Source organism: Ktedonosporobacter rubrisoli, from assembly GCF_004208415.1.
GTDB classification, from domain to species: Bacteria; Chloroflexota; Ktedonobacteria; order Ktedonobacterales; family Ktedonobacteraceae; genus Ktedonosporobacter; species Ktedonosporobacter rubrisoli.
This window is the reverse complement of sequence record NZ_CP035758.1, coordinates 7,437,346-7,462,776: the sequence shown is the minus strand read 5'-3', so window position 1 is coordinate 7,462,776 and position 25,431 is coordinate 7,437,346. Positions and strand designations below refer to the sequence as shown.

Annotated in this window: 18 protein-coding genes; 9 read left to right on the top strand and 9 right to left on the bottom strand. The window is 54.0% G+C overall.

From position 1 onward, the window contains the following. The first annotated feature begins 35 nt into the window (after positions 1-35). The 5 genes from EPA93_RS32380 to EPA93_RS32360 all read left to right on the top strand — a co-directional run bounded on the left by EPA93_RS32380 (position 36) and on the right by EPA93_RS32360 (position 5,620). Complete coding sequence (locus tag EPA93_RS32380) at positions 36-1,553, top strand: aminotransferase-like domain-containing protein (protein ID WP_129891482.1); 1,518 nt, start codon at positions 36-38, stop codon at positions 1,551-1,553. A 414-nt stretch (positions 1,554-1,967) separates the two neighbouring features. Continuing rightward, the gene (locus EPA93_RS32375; RefSeq protein WP_129891481.1) at positions 1,968-3,575 is read left to right on the top strand and encodes a long-chain-fatty-acid--CoA ligase; all 1,608 of its coding nucleotides are present in this window, start codon (positions 1,968-1,970) and stop codon (positions 3,573-3,575) included. Next, a complete protein-coding gene (locus EPA93_RS32370; RefSeq protein WP_129891480.1) occupies positions 3,565-4,506 on the top strand; it encodes a ribonucleotide-diphosphate reductase subunit beta in 942 nt (313 codons plus the stop codon). The genes EPA93_RS32375 and EPA93_RS32370 overlap by 11 nt, the downstream gene beginning before the upstream one ends. A 193-nt stretch (positions 4,507-4,699) precedes the next feature. Beyond that, positions 4,700-4,978, top strand: a complete 279-nt coding sequence (locus tag EPA93_RS32365; RefSeq protein WP_129891479.1) for an Lrp/AsnC family transcriptional regulator — start codon at positions 4,700-4,702, stop codon at positions 4,976-4,978. 84 nt (positions 4,979-5,062) lie between these two features. Next, complete coding sequence (locus EPA93_RS32360; protein ID WP_129891478.1) at positions 5,063-5,620, top strand: GNAT family N-acetyltransferase; 558 nt, start codon at positions 5,063-5,065, stop codon at positions 5,618-5,620. Between the two features lie 75 nt (positions 5,621-5,695). Here the strand turns inward: EPA93_RS32360 and EPA93_RS32355 are convergent, their stop codons facing one another. The 5 genes from EPA93_RS32355 to EPA93_RS32335 form a co-directional block, all read right to left on the bottom strand. Continuing rightward, the gene (locus tag EPA93_RS32355) at positions 5,696-6,685 is read right to left on the bottom strand and encodes a Gfo/Idh/MocA family protein (RefSeq protein ID WP_129891477.1); all 990 of its coding nucleotides are present in this window, start codon (positions 6,683-6,685) and stop codon (positions 5,696-5,698) included. A 63-nt stretch (positions 6,686-6,748) separates the two neighbouring features. Continuing rightward, positions 6,749-7,756, bottom strand: a complete 1,008-nt coding sequence (locus EPA93_RS32350; protein ID WP_129891476.1) for an AraC family transcriptional regulator — start codon at positions 7,754-7,756, stop codon at positions 6,749-6,751. 66 nt (positions 7,757-7,822) lie between these two features. After that, positions 7,823-8,842, bottom strand: a complete 1,020-nt coding sequence (locus EPA93_RS32345) for a Gfo/Idh/MocA family protein (protein WP_129891475.1) — start codon at positions 8,840-8,842, stop codon at positions 7,823-7,825. Between the two features lie 370 nt (positions 8,843-9,212). Then, positions 9,213-9,914, bottom strand: a complete 702-nt coding sequence (locus EPA93_RS32340; RefSeq protein WP_129891474.1) for a transglutaminase domain-containing protein — start codon at positions 9,912-9,914, stop codon at positions 9,213-9,215. Then, the gene (locus EPA93_RS32335) at positions 9,911-10,441 is read right to left on the bottom strand and encodes a hypothetical protein (RefSeq protein WP_129891473.1); all 531 of its coding nucleotides are present in this window, start codon (positions 10,439-10,441) and stop codon (positions 9,911-9,913) included. The genes EPA93_RS32340 and EPA93_RS32335 overlap by 4 nt, the downstream gene beginning before the upstream one ends. A gap of 589 nt (positions 10,442-11,030) precedes the next feature. Between EPA93_RS32335 and EPA93_RS32330 the strand changes: the two genes are divergently transcribed. The 3 genes from EPA93_RS32330 to EPA93_RS32320 all read left to right on the top strand — a co-directional run bounded on the left by EPA93_RS32330 (position 11,031) and on the right by EPA93_RS32320 (position 17,982). After that, a complete protein-coding gene (locus EPA93_RS32330; RefSeq protein WP_165423540.1) occupies positions 11,031-12,677 on the top strand; it encodes an acetolactate synthase in 1,647 nt (548 codons plus the stop codon). Positions 12,678-13,058: 381 nt separating this feature from the next. Next, positions 13,059-16,994 carry a BACON domain-containing protein gene (locus EPA93_RS32325; RefSeq protein WP_129891471.1) on the top strand — a complete coding sequence of 1,312 codons (3,936 nt, stop codon included), beginning with the start codon at positions 13,059-13,061 and terminating at the stop codon, positions 16,992-16,994. 433 nt (positions 16,995-17,427) lie between these two features. Then, positions 17,428-17,982 (top strand): GNAT family N-acetyltransferase, encoded by a 555-nt coding sequence (locus EPA93_RS32320; RefSeq protein WP_165423539.1) that lies wholly within the window; start codon positions 17,428-17,430, stop codon positions 17,980-17,982. A 607-nt stretch (positions 17,983-18,589) separates the two neighbouring features. Here the strand turns inward: EPA93_RS32320 and EPA93_RS32315 are convergent. From EPA93_RS32315 to scpB, 4 genes are all read right to left on the bottom strand, one after another. After that, the gene (locus EPA93_RS32315; RefSeq protein ID WP_129891469.1) at positions 18,590-19,417 is read right to left on the bottom strand and encodes an SDR family oxidoreductase; all 828 of its coding nucleotides are present in this window, start codon (positions 19,415-19,417) and stop codon (positions 18,590-18,592) included. Between the two features lie 372 nt (positions 19,418-19,789). After that, complete coding sequence (locus EPA93_RS32310) at positions 19,790-20,728, bottom strand: helix-turn-helix domain-containing protein (RefSeq protein ID WP_129891468.1); 939 nt, start codon at positions 20,726-20,728, stop codon at positions 19,790-19,792. 142 nt (positions 20,729-20,870) lie between these two features. Then, complete coding sequence (locus tag EPA93_RS32305) at positions 20,871-21,764, bottom strand: deoxyribonuclease IV (RefSeq protein ID WP_129891467.1); 894 nt, start codon at positions 21,762-21,764, stop codon at positions 20,871-20,873. Then, a complete protein-coding gene (scpB, locus tag EPA93_RS32300) occupies positions 21,764-22,363 on the bottom strand; it encodes an SMC-Scp complex subunit ScpB (protein WP_129891466.1) in 600 nt (199 codons plus the stop codon). The genes EPA93_RS32305 and scpB overlap by 1 nt, the downstream gene beginning before the upstream one ends. Positions 22,364-22,524: 161 nt before the next feature. Here scpB and clpB point away from each other — a divergent pair, with 161 nt between their 5' ends. Further along, positions 22,525-25,401, top strand: a complete 2,877-nt coding sequence (clpB, locus tag EPA93_RS32295; protein ID WP_242527183.1) for an ATP-dependent chaperone ClpB — start codon at positions 22,525-22,527, stop codon at positions 25,399-25,401. The last annotated feature ends 30 nt before the right edge of the window (positions 25,402-25,431 follow it).

The following is a 25,431-nucleotide window of genomic DNA, read 5'->3' as shown; positions in this document are numbered from 1 at the left end:
CTTGCGCATTATCTTCAGGGAAGAGTATAGTGTGAATGGATCTCGGAATACAGATCCATTTAGCGAAAAAGTGGTTGGAAATGGACCTGACAAACTTCGTCAATATCCTTGGCGCCTGGTCACGCGCTTCCGGTCCTCTCTATCGTCTGCTGGCGCAAGCCCTGCGCCAGGCTATTCTTGAAGGCGATATTCCGGCTGGGACGCGCCTGCCCGCCGAACGCATGCTGGCCGAGGCTCTGGCCGTGAGTCGCAATACAGTGATCGCGGCCTATGACGTACTGCAGCAAGAGAGCCTTATCATACGTCAGCATGGCAGCGGTACCTGGGTACAGGCACTCTCCCAGGAGCAGGCCGCAAACTATCGCTCCACAGCTAATGGCTCGCTGGCGCGCAGTCCGCTCTTTGAGATGCTCCTGCACGAGCCGCAAGACCTTATCGATCTCTCGACAGGCGTACCCGGCGCTCTGGATGGTCTTTCCCTACAAGCTTTCACCTTGCAAGAGGACAAGCTCGCTGCGCTCTTAAGCACGCCAGGCTATGCTCCTTCGGGTCTGCCCGAGCTCCGCCAGGCTATCGCGGGCTACTTTGTACAAATGGGACTGCCCACCAGGCCTGAACAAATCCTTGTAACCTCGGGCGCGCAACAGGCCCTTTCGTTAGCCGCGCTGCTCTATGTACAGCGCGGTGATACTGTCCTCATCGAAAATCCAACCTTCTTTGGGGCCCTCGATACCTTTCGGGCGCTGGGAGCTCGACTTATCCCACTGCCTATGGATGGCGAAGGCTTGCGCGTCGACGTCCTGCAGCGGGCCTTGGGCACATGCTTGCCGCGCCTGCTTTATCTGACCCCGACCTTCCACAATCCTACGGGCACCCTGCTTTCGCGCGCACGCCGGCGCGCGATTGCCTCCCTGGCCCGCGAATTTGCCTTCCCAATCATTGAAGATAATGCCTTTGCCGATCTCTGCCTCACCGACGAAGCACCTCCACCCCTGGCCAGCTTTGCCTCAGAGGAAGCCATTCTGACACTTGGCTCAATGAACAAGCTCTTCTGGCAAGGCTTGCGCGTGGGCTGGATTCGGGCATCGGAGGCCCTCATCACGCGTCTGAGCCGCCTGAAAATCATCGCCGACCTGGGCACGGGTAGCCTGACGCAGGCCATCGCTTTACAGCTGCTCGATCATCTAGCTGAAGTGAAGGCGCTTCGCCAGCAGCAATTACGGGCTCAACTACAAATGGTAACTGAACTCTTAGGCGCATATTTGCCAGATTGGACCTGGCACACGCCCTCCGGCGGCTTCTTTCTATGGGTACGCCTTCCCGTTGGCGATGCTAGCGAATTTGCTCAGATCGCCTTGCGTTTCGCAGTTGTGATCACGCCGGGAACCGTGATGTCGGTAGACGATTTACACCACCAGTATTTACGGCTGCCCTTTTTGCTGCCTCCTGAGACACTGAGCAAAGGCATACAACGCCTATCCCAGGCCTGGAAGGTCTATAGCCGGCTGGAACCCCCATTCAATGAGCCAGCTCAAGCAGAATACACCCACTGATCCGGGCAACTTTTTAGGGCTACGAGCCAGAAGGCTTGTCTGTACAAAAAAAGGGCTGGCAAGCCTTGCTTTATATTCCTTCATCATGATATAACCTTAAAATAATACTCTCCGTCTAGTGATATCTGGTGATACTCCTGCTCCGTGCAGATCAACCGTTTGTACATGCTATTCACTGCCAACGAAGTACAAGCCGCGCCCAAAGAAGGGCGTCAGCAGAAGGAGAGAGCTACAGCATGATCTACGAAAGAGCCTTGCACTACTCCCCGGGCTCAGCGCCTTGCCCACTATTTCCCCATGGTCGCGCTCCCGGCCCCACCTATAAACCGGCTATCTATCCTCCACCTTAGCCCGATCTTTCCATATATGTCAGGTATTTTGTATGCTTGCGCATCCAAGTAGGAGGAGAGACGCATGCTTTCTACAAGGCCCATAAACGAGCGCAACTTTCGTGTTTTGTACGATCTGGTCATTTATAACTGCACCTGCTTTGGCCCTTACACCCAGATTATCTATGAAGAGGCGCAGCAGGCCCGCCCATACACCAACATTGAACTCGCTAGAGAAGCCACACAACTCGCGGCGGGCCTGCGCAACTTACAGATCGCCCCCGGCGCGCGCATTTTAGTGATGATGCCCAACCGTCCCGAAGTCCTTATCGCTTACCAGGCGATAGCGCGTGCCGGCGCCATTATTATTCCAGTTACTCCTCTGCTTAAAGCGCCAGAGGTCCATTATATTGCCGAGAATTCAGCGGCCTGCGCGATTATTACCAGTGCGGCCCTCGTACCGATGCTACAGGGCGCCTTAGCCAATCTCCCCACCATACGCTATATCATCGCCGCGCAGGCTGCAGGTGAGGCGCCCCGCGCACAACCTGACAATAATCTCCAGCTTCTCGCCTACCAGGATGTTGTGGCCAGCGGAGCCGCTAAAGCCGACAACTACCTTTCAGATCTCGAAGGTGTTACGGTATCGCCCGACGATACGGCAGTAATCCTTTATACCTCCGGCACCACGGGCAGACCCAAGGGCGTCGTCCTCACCCATCGTAATCTGATTGCCAATGCCCTCAACAGTGTCGGCGGCACAGCTCCTCATGAACGCAAGGCAGAGGTCCAGCTCGCCATTTTGCCGCTGGCCCATGCCTACGGTCTGGCGATCTCCAACATCGCCTGCCTATCCGGGGCAAGAATTATCATGCACCCACGCTTTGATGTCCACGCCGTGCTTTCCGCCATCGAACGCCATCACATAACCGCCTTCTCTGCGGTACCTGCTATGTTCGTGGCCCTGCTCAACACGCCCGACACCGAAAAATACGATACGAGCAGCCTGCAGACATGCAGCAGCGGCTCGGCTCCTCTGGCTACAGAAGTACTGCAAAGTTTTGAGCAGAAATTTCAGTGCCGCATTCGCGAAGGCTACGGGCTCTCTGAAGCTGCAGCTATTCTGACAACCCAACCTCGCGATGCAGCGCCAAAGCCAGGCTCGGTAGGAGTGCCTATCGCCGGAGTAGAGATTCAGATTGTAGATGCCAACGGTAAGCCCATGGCAGTCGGCCAGACTGGCGAGATAATTGCGCGCGGCCCCAGCATCATGCAGAGTTACTATAATCTGCCTGACGAGACAGCCAACGCCCTGCGCGACGGCTGGCTACATACCGGCGATCTGGGTCGCCTGGATGAAGAGGGCTATCTCTACATCGTAGAGCGCAAAAAGGATATCATCATTCGTGGCGGCTTTAACATTTATCCACGCGATGTAGAAGAAGTGCTAGCTATGCATCAGGCCGTCATCGAGTCGGCAGTCATCGGTATACCTTCAGCGAATATGGGAGAGGAAGTCAAGGCCTTTGTAGTTACGCGTTTCCCAGTCGAGGCAGAGGCCTTAATGGCTCACTGTCGCGAGAAGCTGGCTAACTATAAAACCCCAAGTCAGATTGAATTTGTAGACAGCTTGCCGCGCAACTCGGTCGGCAAGATTGACAAGAAGGAGTTAAGAAAACGCCATGCCATCTGACACGCCCTTAGAAAGTGCCTCCCTGGCACAGCTGCAGCAGACCCCCATCGATCGCGTACTAAATATCATAGACGAAGGCCTGGTCCACCTACCCAGCTATCGCGAGCTCTATTACCGTTGGGAACGCCAACAATGGCAAGCGCAAGAGATTGACTTCTCCCCTGACCGCCAGCAATGGGAAAAAACTAGCGAAAATGAGCAGCGCGCCCGCATCTATGGACTTTCGGCCTTCTTCAAAGGCGAAGAATGCGTCACCAACACGCTGGCTCCTTATGTAGGCGCCGTCCAGGACGACGAGCAGCGCATCTTTCTGACCACACAGCTCGTCGACGAGGCCCGCCATACTGTCTTCTTCGCCCGCTTCTTTAAAGAAGTGCTGGGTATTGATCAAGGACGCCTGGAAGATACGCTGCAAATCGTGCAGAGTAAAATGAACGATAAGTTGCGCTACATCCTGATTGAAGCCTTAGAGGATGTTGCTGAGCGCATACGGCGCGAGCCCCATGAGCTTGGCCACCTCGTAGAAGGCGTGACCCTCTACCATATTATCGTCGAGGGCACGATGGCCTTAGCCGGCCAGCGCGGCATTTTAGAAGCCTATCGGGAGCACGATATCTTTCCATCCTTCCGGGCCGGCTTTACGGCAGTTGCGCGCGACGAATCGCGCCACGTCCTCTTTGGCGTCAAGTTCTTGCGCGAGATGATCCAGCGCGATAAAGCCTATGCCACAGTTGTACATGACGCAATCACGAAGTATGCGCAGACCGCCCTTGATGCGATCGGTCCGGAGCCGGGGGATATTCCCCACATTCTAGAAGAAGGGGGAGATCCCTGGGTCTCGCCCCGTTATGGCCTGGAATCGTTGCGCAAGAAAGTCAAAGTTATCGGCCTGAGTTTGGAGTTACCAACCGTGCCGCCGCCACCGGCCTAATTCTATTAGGAGACGCATAGGGGGGGCATTTTTTCTCCCTTGCCATCCCTTGTTAAAATAACTATGTTATATGAGGCAGTATGTACAAGATGACCTGGCATGCTGCTTTCGGGGTCAGGTCCACAAGGAAATACTTCGCTGGCCTGGCCGCGAGTATTCCAACTAAAGGGCATGTTCATTTAAGGAGTGTCACATGGTAACTGCTATCGTATTAATCAATGCGCAACGTGGCGAGATTAATGAGACCGCCCAACGTCTCCTGGAAATCGAGGGTGTAGCCGAGGTATATTCTGTCACCGGCGAATATGATCTGGTAGCGCTATTACGTTTTCAGGATTATGAAAACCTGGCTGATGTTGTGACCAGGCATATGCAGCAGTTGCCAGCAATCACCAGGACCCATACGTTGATGGCTTTCCAATGTTATTCGCGGGCCGATTTGCAACAAGCCTGGGATATCGGCCTGGAATAACGCTGATAGTGTCACTGAGTTGGCAGACAGGCAAGAGGTTCTGCCTGCCAACACTTATTTCGCTGTGTAGCAAGGGTAACGTCTATGATCCTTAGCACTGATCGGCTCATACTACGCGAGTTTGAAAGGGATGACTGGCAAGACGTGTTCGCCTATCAAGTGGACCCCCTCTACCTGCGCTACGTTCCCTGGACGAACAGGACCGAACAGGATGTACGCGCTTTTGTGCAGACCTTTATCAACTGGCGAGACGAGCGGCCGCGCCGAAAGTTCCAGTTCGCGATAGTGCTCCGCGAGGAGGGACGGCTGATTGGCAACTGCGGCATCCGCATGAATACGGCCTCGGCGCGCATGGCTGATATAGGCTACGAGCTGGATAGCCGTTACTGGGGACGAGGATATGCCACAGAGGCCGCGCGGGCCCTGCTGACCTTCGGCTTCGATAAGCTGGCTCTACACCGCATCTGGGCCGAATGTATTGCCGAGAATACGGGCTCCGCCCACGTTCTTGAGAAGATAGGTATGCATAATGAGGGGCATTTGCATCAGAACGAGTGGATGAAGAATCGCTGGTGGGATACCCTCCTGTATGCCATTCTCGACAGCGAGTGGTTGGCCTTGCAGCGCTCTCACCAAACGTAGCCGAGAAGAGTGAGGCACAGCCAGGAAATAGCGCCAAAACTGTACCTCACAATCAAGGGCGGGGGAATTTGTCTACTACAGGATTATTGTCCGTTTCTCAGCTACCGACTGATATGCACCAAGAATTACCTTGAGCACATTAATTCCATCAGCTTCATTATGGATCGGCCGACGCTTCTCGCGTACGCAGGTAATAAAGTCGGCAATCTCTTCGTTGAAGCCGGAGGTCTTGGGCAGCGGAATGGTTACCGGTTCGCTTCCGCGGATCTTGTAATGTAGATCGCCGCCGGCCTCGCTATAGATATAGCCACGCTCCGCGACAACCTGGAACTTCTCAGTGTTCGGCGTAGGCTCATAAGCCCAGCTGGTGACGATATTGCCCACCTTGCCATCGGCAAAGCGCACAAGCACCTGAGCAGAATCTTCACCATCCATAAAATGTAGACGATGATTGCTTAGCATCGCACTGACTTCCACGGGCTCGCTCCCGGCCAGATAGAGCAGCAGGTACGAAGGATGATAGCCCGTATCGATTAATTCGCCTCCACCGATCATCTCGCGATGTCCGCGCCAGCCGATAGTCTCCATATTAAATGAATGGTAGAAAGAATCGGTTGTACGCAGCTCGTAGACCTGGCCCAGCGCGCCCTCCTCGATCAGCTGCCTGGCACGCTGAACGGCGGGCTTAAACAATTGATTGTGGGCACACATCAGGATCACGCCGTTATCGCTGACAGCTTTCTGCACAGCCGCCGCCTCTTCCAGGGTCAGGCAGAGCGGCTTCTCGCAGAGAATATGCTTGCCCGCGTTAGCCGCGGCCACAATCGCATCCTTATGTAAGTGATGCGGTAAGCAGATATCCACTGCATCAACATCGCTCCCGGCCAGAAGTGACTGAATAGTGCTGAATACCTGAGCTCCCCCCGCCATCTCTGCTCTCTGCCTGGCGACTTCCTCGACGACATCGCAAACTGCCGTAACGCGGGCATCCTCAACCTGCAGATAGCCTCTGAGGTGTACTTCTGCGATACCGCCACAACCGATGAGTCCAATCTTAACTGTCATGCTGTCTCCCTTTGCTAGTGAAAATACGCTACAAGCAAAGCCTCCTCTGCCAGGTGAGAAGGCTTATGAGTCGGGCAAAGTGCAGGTCGCGTCCTGGCGTTGCAAGGCCCGGTACTGTAGGGGGGTGAGCCCTAGCCGCTTCTTAAAAACATAATGTAAGTAACTGCCGCTGGAAAAGCCATGGCTTACCGCAAGCTGCTCGACCGTCTGCTCTGTATGCGTTAAGGCCATACAGACCTGAGCCAGCCGATAGCGCTCCAGGTAGCCGCTAAAGGTTTCTCCGGCGTGCTCGCTCAAGATACGCTGTAGCTGTCTGCCACAGATATGCAAACTATGCGCCACTTCTTCTAAGGTGATCGGGTGGGCATAATTATCGCGAATGTACTGCGTAGCGAGGCGATAGCGATAGGTGTTCATATCACGGGCTGGTAGGATCGTGTAGGCTTGAGAGCCGTGATACGCTCGCGTGGAGCGTATCAGGATCTGAATAACAGCCTGGCGAATAGTAGTGTAGGCTCCCAGCTCGCGATCGTGCCAGGCCCGATAGGCGACAAGGAACCAGTTCATCGCGTTATACTGATCAAGCATGGGCATTGCCGGCATCATATTGAGTTGCCGCACGCATTCCTCGGCCTCGGCAAGCTCCCAATGTTCGCCCCATTGATCCTTCTCGCTCGCCTCCTCAATGGGCGTAATATTGATATGCAAGCATAACTCATGCATAGCCTCTTGCGCATCAGCATCCTGGCGGTGTACAACCTGCGGGCCCGTCAGATAAAAGACGCCCGCGTGCAGCGGGAAGCGCCCCTCATCAAGAGTTACCACTCCTTTGCCGGCTGGAATGAAGTGGAACTCATAATCGCGGTGCTTGTGAGCAGGAATAACATAGCCAGCGGCGAACGAAGCAAGATGACAGCGTAAGACCTGGATGCCATAGCGACCCCAGCGAAAGCGAATATCCAGACGATCCAGCGCATCAGGCTCTTCCTGCATCGTCTGAAAGAGAAAAGGGGTAGCATTTCTACGTGAGGCTGGAGAAGATACAAGACGATCCTTATGTGTTACTGCCATGCTATATCCTCCTACGCCGGAGCATTGCTACTATGCAATCGACTGAGCATAACTGCATAACAAACTCTATCCCTGAGCGCCGATATCCGCCAGACGTACGAGTTGATTGTTCTGAGCCGAGATGTTGGCGGCCTCCATCAAGGTGGTAAGATCGAGGGCCATCTTGATATTCTCGTCGGCTGTGGTTCCCTGCTGAATATGCGCCACCCATTGCTGGAAGGCTGCTGGACTGTCGGGCGGGAAATCTGTGCGCTCCTGCCAGTTCGTGCCTTCTACTTTAGAGCTACGCACGAGGATCTTCTTGTCGGGCGTGTTATAAAGCAAGCTGCCCTCGGTACCGTGCAGTTCAATTGTGTCTGGCGAGAAGCGATTGACAAAACCGGCTTCTACGATGCCCAGCGCGCCCTGGGGATACTGCAGCGTGACGACTGCGTTATCCTCTACCTCGCGCCCGGTAATATAGCCGTAGTGAGCGCTAACGCTCTCAGGTAGACCCAGGAAGAGGCGAGCCAGGTACATTGGATGGCAGCCCAGGTCGATCAACGCGCCCCCACCACACTGCTCACGATTGAAGAAGTGCGCGGGCAACCAGCCCTGCGGATTCTCAGGAGTGCTAATGGCCCCATTGTGAGAGAGGCGCGTGCGCACTAGCGTTAACTCGCCAAGGAGATGCTGATCAACTACCTGCTTGATGGCATGGGTAGAGCCCCAGTAGAGCCGAGGCAAGGAGACCGTGAGCTTGACGCCTGCTTTATCTACAGCAGCGATAATCTCGCGGCACTCGCGCACTGTCGTGGCTACCACCTTTTCGGTGAAAATATGCTTGCCGGCCTGGGCCGCAGCAACCATCACATCGCGATGCTTGTTAGTGGGCGTATCGATAATTACCGCGTCGATATCAGCTTGCGCCAGGAGCTCGTCAAGGTTAGCGTAGAAGCGTGCCCCTAACGCTTCGGCTTCCCTGCGGCCTCGCTCCGGCACCTCATCCCATGCCGCGACAATTTCTGTCTCTGGATGCTCACGCGCCTGTCTGGCATAATCTTTGGCGTGCACATGCCAGAAACTTACCATCGCAACTCGAATCATGTACTGATCTCCTTTTTGTTGAGCCTGTCCTACGATTGATAAGCCTTTGTTATGCAACGACGGTAGACTTGACGGCCTCACAATTGCAAGGGGTGTCAGCAAAGCCTGCTCATCGCTGCCATACTTAGTAGTATGAAATTGCGACTTACTCTTATTCTATCCAGAAATGATTAGCTTTTACAATCTAATGACGCGACACAACAGGTATGAAATTGCGACGAATATCAGCGCGGCTCGCTTCCTGCCTGGCTGCAGGGAGCTCAGATAAGGGGCACAATTCGTAGTAGATGAGTAATGCTTTGCCTTGCGCCTCCTGGAGCTTTTTGGCTACAATCTCTCATCTCTGGAATTAGGACTTGTACATGCTCCGTCATGAAGCGACTTTGCGTCCCCCGAAGATCAACTCAAAGAGACAGCCCCCTGGTTGGTGTATGAATAAGCCATACGTATCAAAAACGGCATCACGTGAGGGGAAGATCCCCTCATCGGCCAGGACGAAACGGGAGAGGTTGCAAGAAGCATCAGTGGCAGAGCAGCTTGTTTGACCATACCAATCGACGGCGGTACGGCTCACCGCCTCGAAAAGTGTCTCGTCTGCGGCATTGGTAAAGCCGTTGTGATCGTGATCAGCCAGCTCAGGCAGCGGACCGTAGAGCGCTGCGAAGTCAATCCAACCATCGTCGAGGAAGAACTCAGGCCAGGCAAGTAGGACGCGTCGTGGCAGAAAATGACGCAGCTTAAGAAAGCGCGGAGACCAGAACTGCCCATCAAGCCAGAGCGCATGCGAGCGTGTACCGATCCCGGCACTGCGTGCTACCGCCTCCAAGACCGCCATCCGTTGGCTACAGGAGCCGCATCCCCGGGCCAATGTGATGGAGGCCGGTTGGCGCTCTCTGAGGGTATAGACCGGCAAGAGTCGCGCAGAGAGCCGCTGATGTGCCATCTGCAAAAAGGTCCTCTCGTCCACGGGATTTTCTGCTAGCAATTCCTTGGTGAAACGGGCCAGCAAGGGATGTTGGCTGTTGAGGATAGGTGTCGGCTGAATATATATTGTAGGGGCGCCAGATTTCATGACAGAGCCCCCTTTTGCTTGTCTATCAACGCACGTCGGAGTTGAACGAGCAGAGCGCCGGCGACTCCACCAACCGTTGCAGTAAGCCAGCCTATATAGACCAGGCTCATAAGAGAATAAACGAGCACATATTGGATATTCGGCTCAAGAGCTGTATCGCCCCAAGCTCCACCTAAAATCGGCGAGAATAGTGCTACTAACGTCCATACGAGAGGATGAGCGATAAGGCTACTAAGTACTCCCACAGCTACACCGCGACCGATGATCACATGTTTAGAGTGCTCTATGAAAAGCCACCAACAAGGCAAGCCCGCCAGCAAGCCTGCCAAAGGAGACGCTACCAGAAAAGGGCTCCAGCTCCCAACGAATGAGAGGAATGGAGGACGGGCCAGATTCTGGAAGTACGATGGCAAGAATAAGACTGCGATAGAGCAGATGGCGGCAATCTCGGAAGCCAGAATGATGCCAATGCTCAACAGCGACCAGAAGACTTTAGGCGGTGATACCTTCAACGCTTCAGACGACATAATCTCTTCCTTTCTCTTCACGTGCGAAGAAGTTACTATGGCTCTGTTCCATTACTTCTCCCGCTGGCTCGTTACTCTGTTAGCAGCTAAAAGTAAACGTGTTTACTTTTACTAATGTAGCGCATGTGGCCACGATTGTCAAGAGAAATAAACGCGTTTATTTCTCTGAAAAGGAATCCATTCTCCTTGATATTTAGTATGCTCCAGCAGCTGGCTAACGCAATGTGCAACTTTTGAGAAACAAGGCAGACCTATCCACCAACAGATAACAGGGGCGCTGCCGCTGTCGGTGGAACCCTCTTCGGGGGAGAGATAATGGGGCAAATCCGCTAGATCGCGGCGTACCCCAGCCTCTCTTTCCTCCTCACCGCCTGCGGTGGTGGAAAAACTTGCACACGGGATTAGCTATACGGGATAATTAATTAGTCTTGAGTCGCTAAGATCTGACCACTTTCTCTCCCTCGGCAGTCGGCCAAATTTAGCAAACTGTAAACTGGCTACATGGTTCTGTCCAGCTACCTGGTGTATCATCTTAAATATCAGGAAACCTTGAGTAGAAATCCATCCTCAATGCAGAAGGAGATTTACCGTGGGCTTAATACATGGCGGCTGGCTGGTGGCCAGAGCATTAAAAAGAGAAGGCGTGGAAGTAGTCTTCACGCTCAGCGGCGGCCATATTGCCGGCATTTATGATGGCTGTATCCGTGAAGGCATTCGCGTAGTGGACACGCGCCATGAGCAGGCAGCGGTACACGCCGCCGAAGGCTGGGCCAAAGTGACCCGCAAGCCAGGCGTCGCGCTCTTGACGGCGGGACCGGGCGTGACCGATGGCGTGACTGGCGTGGCGAATGCTTATCTCGCCGGCAGTCCGCTTCTTGTGATTGGAGGAGCTGCTCCCCTGGGCCTGTGGGATCGTGGGGCCTTGCAGGAAATGAATCAGCTTGATCTGCTGCGTCCAATCACTAAATGGGCCCGCACGGTCCACGAAACCACACGCCTGGGCGAATATACCGCCGCGGCTTTTCGGCAGATGTTAAATGGCAAGCCGGGTCCGGTCTTTCTCGAAATGCCCATGGATATACTGAATAACTTCGCCGACACAGATACTCTGAGCGATCCAGGCGAACCCGCCAGTTATCGGGCGGGCGGACGTACAGCTCCCGATCCGACGTCGGTTGAGAGAGCTGCCGTGTTGCTGGAAAAGGCCCGACGCCCGGTGATCATGGCTGGAACTGCTGTCTGGTGGTGTGAGGCAGCAGTAGAGCTAAGACAGCTCGCCGAGCGCATCCAGGCTCCAGTATTTTTAAACGGTGCCGGACGCGGCAGCCTGCCACCAACGCACCAGCTCTTCTTCAGCGCGGCCCGCCGCAAAGCTCTTGAACAGGCAGATACTATTCTAGCCATAGGTACGCGCATGGACTTCCGCCTCAACCACGGCCAGCCTCCTTTGATCCCGACCAGCGCCCAGCTCATCTGGTTTGATCTGGCCGGCGAGGATATTGGCGTCAATCGGGGCGCCGCAGTTGGCCTGGTGGGAGATGTCGGCCTGGCTATGCGCCAGCTAACCGCAGCTACAAAGCAGCTACAACACGACGAATGGCTAACGCATGTGCGCAACGAAGAGCAGAAGGGACAGGAACGCGCTAACGCTGCGCTCAATTCAGAGGCAGTTCCTATCCATCCCATGCGTTTGTGCCGCGAGATACGCGACTTTATCGATGCGGAGACGACAGTTATCGGTGATGGAGGCGATATCGTGAGCTATGGAGCGCGCGTCATCAATGTAGAGCACCCTGGCTACTGGCTCGACTCGGGTCCGCTCGGTTGTTTGGGCACGGGAACTGGCTTTGCCATGGCCGCCCAGCTGGCGCGACCGGGGAAAAGGGTACTGATCCTGCACGGCGACGGCGCCTTCGGCCTCAATGGCATGGAATTCGAGAGCATGGTTCGGCAGAAGCTGCCGATTGTCTCCGTTATCGGCAACGATGGCGCCTGGGGACAGATCAAGCATCCGCAGAAGGCTATCGTCGGCCACACTACCGCAGCTGAGCTTGCCCCAGGTATACGCTACGACAAAATGGTCGAAGCCCTTGGTGGCTATGGCGAGCTGGTTGAGCGCCCAGCGGAAATCCGCCCCGCACTTGAGCGCGCCTTCGCTTCGGGCTTGCCAGCCTGTGTCAACGTTCTGCTCGATCCCAACAAACCTTATGGCCGCTCAACCAGCGTTGCTGTCTGAGCTCAGGTCAGGCGGGTCTCACGGCGCATAGCATGTTCAAGGCATTCTCCTGCTCACAGATACAGTTCGTTGCCAGGCGCTCGCACGTCGTAACTACCTGTCTGCCTGCCAGCAATCAGCAAAAATAGGCATTCAAAGCCGAAAAAGGGAACTTTTCCGGGGCCATAACCGTACTATTATAGAGGCGTCAATTTGTGATATATTCCATATTTTTTTCTCACTGAAAAGGCTAGTATATATGGGCTAGTGGTCTTAATTTTATGCAATAAAATGCAATGTTCGCTACGTATCTTATTAGAGTTGACAGTACCTCTTTTCACTAGTACACTTCATTCTATGAGGGAATTTTCGCGTAACGCGCGGTAAGGGGGATGCCATATAATGAATAGTTCACGCTGTCCGCATTGCGACGAGCCACTACCGGATGAGGCTAATTTCTGCGCTATGTGCGGCAAGTCCATTAGCGCGACAGACCAGGAGCCCTCAGAGGAGGACGAGCATCAAACGAGCTTGATGGAAGGGACGACCGTACAGGATAAGACGGTCAACAAAGCAGGACCATTCGCTGAAAGTGGTATTGCCGACGAGCCAACGCTGGCGCAGCTTCCCCAATTTGAGACACCCGACCAGGACCGCACGGGTATATCGCGTCCTGCGACAGTCAATGTGAGCAGGCATCCTGACAATGATTATAATATCCCTCTACCCGAACAGGACCAGACAATGGGCGAGTCCCGTAGAAGGACGACAGTTCTGGATAGTAGCGAGCAGGTAACATGGCATAAAGAAGTCCAACCCTCCCCTCATCGCATCCCTGTGACGCTGCCACCCAGGCCAGTGAGCCAGAAGCAACCGGTCCTGCTCAAAGGGCCAGGCTCTTCCCGGCGTCTCCCTCCAGCTATTTTTGTATGGGTGAGCCTTGGTGTTGTAATTGTGCTGGTTTTAAGCGGCGTTTTTGGCGTTATCGCCACGTTGGGCAAAGGCATCACCGGCAGTTCCAACAATGGCCTCTCACTGGAAGTTACTCCTCAGAGCGTGGCAATAGGCGCGACAATGACCCTGCGCGGAGCTAACTTCAGCTCACAGGGGCATATTGGTCTTACGCGCGATAACTCGATTCCAGTTGTTGATACCAGCGGCTCCGTCATTATCTCGGCAGACGGCAATGGCAAATTTACCGATACCATCACCGTTGGTCCGGACTGGGAAGCAGGTCCCCACACAATCAACGCTGAAGATGCGGCTACGCATAAGATTGCCTCATTTCCTATTTTAGTCACGGGGCAAGGAAACTCGCTGCGCCCCTCGCATCTACAGCTCTCGCAATCCTCGCTAGATTTTGGCAATGGGCCCCAGGGCTCAAGCACAGCGCAAACCGTAACCCTCACCAACATTGGTGGCGGCCAGATCTCCTGGAAGGCGAGCAGCAACCAGTCCTGGATACAGATCACGCCCAAGAGCGGCACCTTTGTCTCCGGGCAGAATATGAAGATAACCATTGTCGCCGACCGCTCGCACCTGGACCCGGGCTCTTATAATGCGGCGATTGCCTTCATTTCGAATGCAGGAAATGGCGTTATCGGAGCCAAAATGCAGGTCTCGCAGCTACAGTCAGCACCTTCGGCCAGCTTGCAGACCTCGCCGGGCGCGCTCTCCTTCTCGGCTACCGATGGAGGCGCATCACCAGATGCTCAAACTGTAACCCTTAACAATCCGGGCAAGCAGACATTGCAGTGGAGCGCTTCGACGGATTCCGACTGGTTAAGCGTTTCGCCACAATCTGCTTCTGTCGCGGCAGGTTCCAGCCAGACAGTACAGATACGCGTTAATAGCAGCTCGCTGTTGCCGGGCACCTATAATGGCGCTGTCACCTTTACTGGCCAGGGCTCGGCCCAGAACAGCCCGCAGAAGGTCTACGTCAGCGTGACTATCTCGCCGCGCTGTACGCTCCAGCTTTCGCCGTCGATGCTCACCTTTAGTGGAGCTTATCAGCAAGGCTCTCCGGCTGCCCAAAAAGTGAATATTGGAGGCTCGGAGGGTTGTCAGTCCGGCGTGAAATGGAACGCATCAAGCAACGCCAACTGGCTAACAATTAGCGCGCAACAGGGCAGCACTCCCGCGTCGCCAGCAGTTGGTGTAAACACGCAGGGCCTGGCTCCTGGCACCTATCATGGCACGATTGATATCACTTCGGACGCGGGCACGCAGACCCTGGCAGTAACCCTGGCTATAGGTCAGCCGGCAGCTCCGGTAATGAATATTAATGCCAATGCCCTGAACTTCAAAGCTACGGCCGGCTCAGATCCTTCCGGGCAAGCCATTACCTTACAGAACTCGGGTAATGGTTCCCTGAACTGGACAGCAAAAGCGCAGTCGTCTACAGGCAACTGGCTAAGCGTCTCGCCGGCCAGTGGTGCGCTAAACGGGCAGAAATCGACAGCATTAAACGTCAGCGTCTCGCCGCCGGCGAATCTCAGCCCCGGCAACTATACTGGTACGATCACCATTAATGGTACCGATGGCTCTGGCAACGCGGCTTCGGGTAGTCCCCAAACGATCCCGGTTAACCTGACGGTTGTAGGTCCTTGCACGATCAATGTCAACCCTGCCAGCCTGAACTTCAGTTCAACGGCTAGCGCGACAGATCCCAAGCCCCAGGCCATCTCGATCGGCGCCAGCGGAGCTTGTGCGAACGCCCTCAACTGGACAGCTAACGTGGGCACAACAGCGGCCAGTGGCTCCTGGCTCTCGGTGAGCTCGGCTTCGGGTAGCGCTACGCTTAATAACGCCGGTACAACCAGCGTGAAAGTCTCGGCAGCAGGTCTGGCCCCTGGCACCTATCAGGGTCTTGTAACTATCGCCGCCGTTGATAGCGTAACTCAACAGCCCATAGGCGAGAGTCAGACCGTCAATGTCACATTCACAGTTAGCCCGCCCTGTAGCTTGCAGGCACCATCAGCTACAAAGAAGAGCTTCTCGGCGGCTGTTGGAAGCAACCCGGCTCCGCAAACCTTCACAGTGGGAGTAAGCAGCAATTGTAATGGTCCGGTAACTATTACGCCGACCGCGGCAATGGCCTCAGGCAAAGGTTGGCTCTCAGTCTCGCCAGCTAACGCACAGGTCTCGCCGGGAGGAAGCGCTACCTTCACAGTCAACGTGGCCTCTTCTGCCCTGGCCGCCGGCTCCTATACTGGTTCGATCTCTTTGGACGGAACCAGTAATGGTACAGCGATTGCTGGCAGCCCTCAGTCTGTAGGAGTTGCCCTTACCGTCAATTCGGCGGCAACGCTTGGCGCGAGCCCTTCGTCGATAACTATCAATGCGACAACCGGGAAAGCCTCGCAACAGTTGACTATCAATAATAGCGGTGGCTTACCGTTGAGCTGGACGGCGGCGCTCTCCAAAGATTCGCCGTCCTTCCTCTCACTAGCGCCAAATGCAGATAAAAACCTGGCTGGAGGAGCCAGCGACGCAGTTACGCTCACGGCTGATGTAACTGGCGTGCAGGGAGGCAAGAGCTATCAAGGCAGTCTAATAGTGACAGCCGTCGATCCAAGCAGCGGTGCAGCGATTGCCGGCAGCCCGATAACTATTCCCATCACGGTTAATGTGGCCACGCCAGCCTTGCAGTTAAGCAGCACGAAGCTGAGCTTCAGCGATAGCGTGGGAGGGGCTTCTCCCGCGCCAATATCCCTTATGGCTACCAATACGGGTGGGGATGGCCTTACCTGGACAGCGAGTGGCGATCCCAAGGCGAGCTGGCTCTCAGTGAGCCCGGCAAGCGGGAGCGCTGCTTCTGGCGCAAGCACGGCTATAAAATTCTCGGTAAATACAACAGGCCTGGCAGCTGGCAACTATACAGCTACAGTGACGATAAAGCCCAGCGTGGGAGATCCACAGGTTGTGAGCGTTACACTCAAAATTACGGGTGTAACGCCAACTCCCACAACGCCGCCACCAACACCTACGGCTTCGCCTCCGACGCCGAGCCCTACGGCTTCGCCTCCTAAGCTGACGCCCACGCCGCAGCCGAGTCCAAAGCCAACGCAATCGCCTCCAGCCCATCCAACACCAAGCGCGACTCCAGACCCAGGTTCTTCGCCACCCGCAGCAACGCCAACCTCCGTCCCGAGCCCAACACCTTCCCCTACCCGGCTTCCTTCCCCCACACCTACTCCGCAGGCCAGTCCTACGCAGCAGGTGACGCCTTCCCCTACCCCTCAAGCGAGCATAACGCCAACTCCCAGCCCAACGCCTGAGGGCGCTATAACCCCAACTCCTTCCCATAAGAAACACAAAGCTACGCCCTCTACTTAAGCAGATGCTCGCAGATTAGCGAATATAGATGATAGTTATCATTTGCTCACGGTAGTCAAGCTTCGTTAACATTTCCCGATCTTCCTTGCTAGCGAGTTTATCCCCTTTTGCCCTTCCAACTTCCGTATCAACTGGGAAATTGACGCAAAGAAGCACCCGCAAAACCGCAAGATTTTCCTATAAGGTTTCCAGTAAGTTGGTTATGCTAGAAGCACGTTTATGATGCTCACCGTTGCTCTGCCATGCGGCAGACTGGCATCGGGTAACCTATTGCATGGCCGCCTGCTGGTTTAGAAAAGCCTTGCAGCAGATTGCCCCGGAAACTTGCCTTTTCTGCTTCTCAACTATCGAGATACATGAGCATTTATCGGCTAAAACTGCAAAAATTTCAAAGCAAAATAAAATGTATAAAATAGAAAAAGGAGAAACTAGCGTGGAGCAAGAAAAATTTCCTGTTCACATTCGGGATGCAAGCATAAGTGAAAGGGAAGCAATACGCTCCGTGACGTTGGCCGCATACAAACAGTATGAGACGATAGCATCACCGCCACTTTGGGCACTCTTGCAGCAGGCGATTCTCTCTGGACTCGCTGAAGAGGGACCAGTGGAGCGTATCGTGGCCGAATATGCAGGCAAGATCGTCGGTAGTGTTCAGCTCTACCCGCCTTCGATGAGAGCTTACCATTATGATGCCCCTGTAGAGGCAACGGGACCAGAGGTGCGGCTACTAGCCGTGGACCTGTCACTTCAGGGGCACGGCATTGGCAAAGCCCTTATGCTTGAATGTATCAAGCGAGCACAAGACCGTGGATATTCTACAGTAGGACTGCATACCGGGGACATGATGCTAGCAGCAAACAAGATGTATAAGCGCATGGGTTTTGTGCATGTGCCAGCACTCGATTTTCATGCAGAGGACGAAAGTATTGTGAAGGGATATCGCCTTGAACTTGAAAAAATCTCCCTCAAGTATCGGGGTGAGTGGTAGAGACCTCATTGTCTTTACCACCCTTTCTTTCCCCGCCCTTCTCCCTTCCTGCTAAGAGTTTAGCATTGCTAAATAAATTGGCCCTGTGAAGATCCTGAAACACAACTGGGAATACAATTTTTGATTAAAATATCTATATAATAGCGCATTATCGTTTTCATATTTTCTTCCCCAGCTAGAGCAATTTAAATAAATGGATGAGAAATTCCGCATAAAGCTGTGAAAAAGCAGGGATATTTATCCTCTTTCAGCCTTTCTCCTGCTTAATTTAACCTGCTCTGCTATACTAGTATTCACAGAATCAGGGAAACTAGCGATTAGATAGGAAGAGGACGAATCCACAATGCTTTTTTGAAAGGTAAGGTAGCGACTCCATTGAGCCAGGCATTTGGGCCGGCTAATGAAAATCCGTCGATGCAAAGGAGCATGGATGCGAATATGTAATTCCACACTCTAAGCAAGAGGCATCTCTAGGGAAAGTTATTTGGGGTCCCAACATTTTCCCCCCTCAAAATCCCCGCTAAGAATTCGCCAAGGCGATTTTGGGGAGAAAAATGTTGGGACCCCTCTATCCTACGTCGGCCACAATAAAATCGAAAGAGGGACATCATCGGGGAGCGAATCGGGAGTTCCTCCAATTGTCGTATTCTGTAGATGGAGCACGCCGCATCCGATCGCTGTCCTTTACATCTTGCCCCACCAGGAAGCGTAGCTTGCCAGTAGTATCTGTGGCGGCTGCGAGCACAGCTTCTGCGACATCGTTCTCAGTCCCAAAGTAGTCCTTGGGCGGCTCGCCCATAAAGGAGGCTATCCTCTGAGCGACATAGGCTTGATATGAAGGTGGAATTGGAATTGCGTTTGCAGTTTGCTGAGACTGCTGAGTAAATTGCGTGCTTGCTACGAATCCCGGCTCAACGATTTTCACCGTCACATTCTGGCTCTGCATCTCGTATTGCAGCGCTTCTGTGAAACAATGAAGAGCGCCCTTACTCGCGCTGTAAGCCGACATCAGTGGATCCGGTACAGTGGCCGAGCCCGAAGTGATGTTGATGATGCGCCCACCACCGTTCGCTTGAAAGTGCGGAAGGATGGCTTGCGTCACGAGCATCGGGCCAAAAACATTTGTGCTAAAGAGCACTTTGATCGTTTCCATCGGGGTTGCTTCAAAGACGGAGAACAACCCCATGCCAGCATTATTGACGACGCAATCGATACGACCAAATCGCTCAACGCCGAGCGTGATCGCCTGGTGAATCGTCGCTTCATTTTGGACGTCAAGCTTCGTCACGAAAATGCCCGCTGAGTCTTGGGTCTCTTCCCACTGATCGGTATTGCGCATTGTTGCCACAACATTCCACCCTGCGCTCCGGAATGTGAGAGCTGATGCTTTTCCAAAGCCAGATGAGCATCCTGTAATGAGTACTGTCTGCGTCATGTTTCCTCCCTCGGGTGAGTCCTCGTAGTATTGCCCTGCCAGTGCGTGCTGTTGTTTGACTCAATACACTTCCGATACCTTTTCGCTGCTTTACTCTCGATCAGCCTACCAAGCGGGCCAATGTTCTCTAATGGTTGCTGGCTTCTGCCAGATAACTTTTGTGAGTCTGACGAAAACTACCATTTGCGAGAGCCTGACGACCGATGCAACGTCTGTTTTGTTGCTACGAAAAGAATTTGTCAGACCAGCGAAAGGCGCTGCTTCTGCACCTCAACTATTGAGATACGCGAAGCTCTCTGGGCAAAAAAACGAAAAGCATTACGACTCCATAGAACGCAATCGTTGTCTATGGAAGGCACCAACGGGATGCCTTTACTTAAAAGAGTGTAAGATAGATGGACCTTCTCTGTCTTGAACGTTCCTACCCAATCGTAGAACGTTCCTGCGATCTTTTCGGAGTTCTCCGGGTGTCACACCTACCATGCGCTGGAAATGGCGTGTGAGGTGACTTTGGTCGGCAAAACCACATTGAGAGGCAATTTCGTGAATCGAGATATCTTCAGTCAAGAGGAGTTTCTTAGCACACTCAATACGGCAGGCGATAAGGTACTCGTGTGGTGCCATACCTATAGTTCTCTTGAAGAGTCGTGCGAAGTGCGAAGGACTCACATTGGCAGCAGCGGCCAATTCAGCAACTGAGAGGTCTTGCGCGTAATATTCATGCACATACTCAAGCGTCTGGCGAAGTTGCGTCTTACTCAGACCCCTGGTGGCGCTCTGCTCTCTTTTTTGGAGCGTACTGTAGTGCCGCAACAAATGGAGCGCGAGCGTGGTAGCCAACGATTCGGCATAGAGTCGTGTATTGAAGCCTGAGGAATGGATCTCACGGAGCAACATTTGCCCCAATTGCTCACTCTCTTGGTCGGGCAAGAAGCTGTGTGAGAGAAGTTCAATACGGTTTGCCTCAATATCGCTTGCTTCAAGAAGAGAGCGCATAAATATCGGATCGAAATTCAAGAAGAGAAAATCAGCATCCATCGACCAGTTTCCCTCAAGCCTTCTCCCTGCGGGCACAAAAGCATGTTCGCCCTTCTTGACGAATATGTTACTGGTGGACGTGGAACCCATTTGTACCATCATGCTTGGCTCTCCAAGGTAGAGCAGAAGCAAGTGGACGGGAAGATTCTTAGAGACGTGACCAGGCGAAAGGAAATAACGCGCAGCTTCAATGCTATTCCATCCCAGTGACTTGCTTGAAAACACAGGCTGATACTGTTGTTCAAAAGAATCGATGACGAGGTTTTTGTTCATAACTGCTTTTCCTTGTGCAAATTTTCTCTCACACTGCCCGAGAAAACAAGTTTGCACAACTGGCCCAGATACGATTCAGCAAAATTACTATGTTTATCCACAAGTGACATGCTTTCTTTTCCCTGTTCGTTGCCTCAGTAGCCTAAAGATCGGTCAGCTCGCTCTTAACAAGAGGCTGCAGCAGGCTTTTAGCCATGGCAATCTGCTTTGCATCCTGCTCCCAATCCTCTTTTTGCTCGCTATCGGTCTGAATAGGAGTCTCCATAATGACAGCGGCGTGAGCCAGGCGCGGCTCCGTGAGCAACACGCGCAAGCCATCCTCACCGATTACGCCTTCGCCCAGGCGGGCATGCACATCGCGATGGCTCCCTAGCAACTTTTCAGTATCGTTGAGGTGAATTATTTTCAGCCTGGCCAGGCCGATAACGCTGGCAAAGTTCTCGATTATCTGCCTTGTGGATTCCGCCTGCGAGATATCATAGCCAGCTCCCCACAAATGAGCAGTATCCAGGCAGACCCCCAGACGTTCATTATACTGCGGTAAGCGGCCCAAAATAGCCGCAAGCTGCTCAAAGCTGTGCCCCACAGAATTTTTTGCCCCGACATCATTCTCAAGCAGGAGCATCACAGATTCAGGAGTCTGGGGCAAGATACGTGCCACGGCCTGGGCAATCCGCTCCATGCCGACCTCAATACCGGCGCCGCGATGACTTCCCGTATGAAAGATCACATACTTAGCTCCGAGCAAAGCGCCCCGCTGCAAGGTCCAGGTGAGTAAAGCAATAGATTTTTCCCAGTTGACATCTTCAGGCGAAGCCAGATTGATAAGATACGGTGCGTGGAGCACTACGGGATCAAGATTACACTCGCATGCCACCTGGGCAAAGGCCATGGCCCCTTCGGGATTATCGGCAGGTGGTTGCCAGGCAGTAGGATTGCTGGCAAAGATCTGAATAGCTTCACAGCCGATCTGTTGAGCAATCTGCGCTGCTTTGAGCGGCTTCGAATTCGTCGGCATATGACGACCAATGCGCATTAACTTTGTTCCTCTCTACTAGCATGGCCAGCTGAGGCCGTACCGTGCTCTTCGCTCATAACATGGGGAAGTTGCTCCAGGCTGGTCAAGCCAAACTGCTGCAGAAAATCAGGGGTTGTGGCGAAGAGTGCAGGCCTGCCTATCGTCTGCGCGCGCCCTATCTCTACAACCAGACCATATTGGATCAGGCTCGCCAGCGCGCGATCACTATTGACGCCACGGACCGCCTCTATCTGGCTACGCGTGATTGGTTGCCGATAAGCCACAACCGCTAGCGTCTCTAAGGCCGCAGTCGTCAGCTTAGCCGTCATTGGCAAGCCCAGCAAGGCCGCGACATAGCGCGCGTTCTCGGGCGCAGTCACAAGCTGCAGCTGATCTCCCAGCCGTTGCAGCCTAACGCCCCTTTCCGCAGCAAGCAGATCGGTTTCCAGGCGCTGTAAACTTGATGAGAGATCATGCTCGTCAATATTAAGCAGCTTTCGCAGCTCGGCGCGCTCCAACGGACGCCCAGAGACAAACAACAGGCTCTCAATAGCGGCCGCAAGCTTTTTTTCGTCGGGTTGCGCGGATTGCTGGCTACTCAGTACATCCCGTTCCATACTGGCTCAAGTATATCATCGACGGGCAAGAGAGAGAACTCTTATCCTGTTCTTATCACAAACTTTGATAACACCACACTCAAATATTTTGCAATGTTCGTTTCAATGTGATATATTGAGACTAGGAAAAACTTAAGCTAAGCAGTAAAGGATGTTGTTCTATGAAATTAGAGCGATTAACAGATAAAGCGCGAGAGGCCATACAGGAGGCCTCTGAGCTGGCCCAAAGCTATAATCACAGCCAGATCGAGCCAATCCACATTCTTGATGCTTTGTTGAGGCAGGAAGGGGGAGTTGTACCCCAGGTAATTAAAGGGGCAGGAGGCAACATTGCTGCGGCTGAACGATTTATCGAGAACGAGCTGGATAGATTGCCACGCGTCTACGGTGGTAGCGAGCCCTCGCTCTCGCCCGCCGCGCGCAAGGTGCTGGAGGACGCCTGGAATGAAATGAAGCAATTCAGGGATGAATATCTTAGCGTCGAGCACCTGATGCTAGCAATGTTCGAGGTAGAGAGCTCGGCGCAGCGCGCCTTAAAAGCTGCGGGCTTGACGCGCGATGAGGCCTTAAAAGCTCTTACCGCCATTCGTGGAGCGCAGCGCGTAACCGATCAGAATCCTGAGGGCAAATATCAATCCCTTGAAAAATATGGCCGGGACCTGACCGAGCTGGCTCGTCAGGGCAAGCTAGATCCTGTGATTGGACGCGATGAAGAAATCAGGCGCGTCATTCAGGTCCTGAGCCGTCGCACCAAGAATAATCCAGTCCTGATCGGCGAGCCTGGCGTGGGCAAAACTGCAATTGTCGAAGGCCTGGCGCAGCGCATCGTGCGTGGCGATATCCCCAAAACCCTGGCCGACAAGCATGTGGTCACCCTGGACCTGGGGGCCCTGGTTGCCGGGGCCAAGTTTCGTGGCGAATTCGAGGAACGTCTGAAGGCCGTGCTCAAGGAAGTAACCAGCTCAGAAGGTGGCATTATTCTTTTTATCGATGAGCTCCATACGCTGGTGGGGGCTGGCGCGGCTGAAGGTGCCATGGACGCCTCAAATATGCTCAAGCCTATGCTGGCCCGTGGTGAGCTGCATTGTATCGGTGCCACCACGCTCGATGAGTATCGCAAGTATATCGAGAAGGATGCAGCCCTTGAGCGCCGCTTCCAGCCGGTTATGATCGAGCCCCCATCTGTTGAAGATACCATAAGCATTTTACGCGGTTTGAAGCCGCGCTACGAAGTCCATCACGGCGTACGTATCCAGGACAGTGCTCTGGTTACGGCTGCTGTGCTTTCCAATCGCTATATTACTGATCGCTTCTTGCCCGATAAGGCCATAGATCTTATAGATGAGGCGGCCAGCCATCGGCGCGTCGAGCTGGATAGCACACCAAGCGAGGTTGATGCATTGGATAGGCGCGTGCGACAGCTGCAGGTCGAGCAGGAAGCCCTGAAGAAAGAGACAGATCCGGCCAGCCGCGAGCGCCGCGAAAAGGTTGAGCGCGAGATAGAGAATCTCAGCGAGCAGTTGCGCAGCATGCGCCTGGCCCTTGAGAATGAGCGCAAGCCTGTTGAGGAGCTGCGCACGCTAAAGAAAGAGCTGGAGGATGCTCAGGTTGCCTACGAGAAGGCCGAGCGCGCCTACGACTACGAGGCAATGTCGCGCCTGCGCTATAGTACCCTTGAGACGCTGGAGAAGCGCATTCAGGATCTTGAAGCTACCCTATCAAGTCGCCCCGGTGGCTACATGCTCAAAGAAGAAGTAGATTCTGAAGACGTCGCCGAAATCGTTTCGAAGTGGACGCATATTCCGGTCTCGAAGCTCATGGAGGCCGAAGTCCAGAAGCTGCTTACGATGGAGGATCGCTTACGTGAACGCGTAGTGGGACAGGAGCCAGCTTTGCGCGCCGTTGCGGATGCCATTCGGCGCTCGCGTGCAGGCCTACAAGATCCCAATCGTCCGCTGGCCAGCTTTCTCTTCCTTGGCCCAACCGGAGTGGGTAAAACCGAACTTGCGCGCGCCCTGGCCGAGTTCCTCTTCGACGATGAGCAGGCAATGGTGCGCATCGACATGTCAGAATACATGGAGAAGCATTCGGTTTCGCGCCTCATTGGCGCGCCTCCTGGCTATGTTGGCTACGAGGAGGGCGGACAATTAACCGAAGCTGTGCGCCGCCATCCCTATAGCGTAGTGCTGCTGGATGAGATCGAGAAGGCCGCGCCGGAAGTCTTTAATGTTCTCCTCCAACTGCTTGACGATGGCCGCCTGACCGATGGCCAGGGCCGAACTGTAGACTTCAAGAATACAGTGATCATCATGACCAGCAATGTGGGCTCAAGCTGGCTGCGCGAGTATGACGGCCTTGACGAGGATAGCATCCAGCGTTCAGTGAGGCAACGCCTGCGCGAAGAGGGCTTCCGTCCCGAATTTATCAATCGCATCGATGAGATTATCATCTTCCAGAGCATCAGTAGCAAGCAGATGATGAATATCGTCGATATTCAGCTCAATCATTTGCGCCCGCGCCTGCTGGATCGGCATATCACGCTTTATATCAGCGATGAGGCTAGAGAGCTACTGGCAAACGAAGGCTACGATCCCCAGTTTGGCGCGCGTCCCCTCAAACGCGTTATTCAGCGCGAAGTTGAGAACAAACTTGCGCGGGATACCTTGAACGGAACCGTGCGCGAGGGCGACGAAGTGGTATTCTCAACCTACAACGGCAAGCTGGTCCTGGTCTCGCTGCACTATAGCAACGGCGATACCTCTCTTCCTGCGCAGGAACATGAAAAGTTGCGTAAGCGCGTGGACAGCGAGATAAAACGTGGTATCATGCAAGATGGGGACGTAGCCCGGGTAAGTATAAGCAATGAGAAGCCTGTGCTGATCGTCATCCGCTTTAGCACAGCTGCCCGCAACTTTGCGGCCCGCGAACAATGGGCGATCGAGCATTCTTTCGATAGCGATATCGCCAGCGGCTCGCTCAAAGATGGACAAGTTGTACACGTCGAAGTAGAGGATGGACGGCTGGTAGTCAGGCCATAAAGCAAGTGTTTTGCCGGACTGGGATTATTC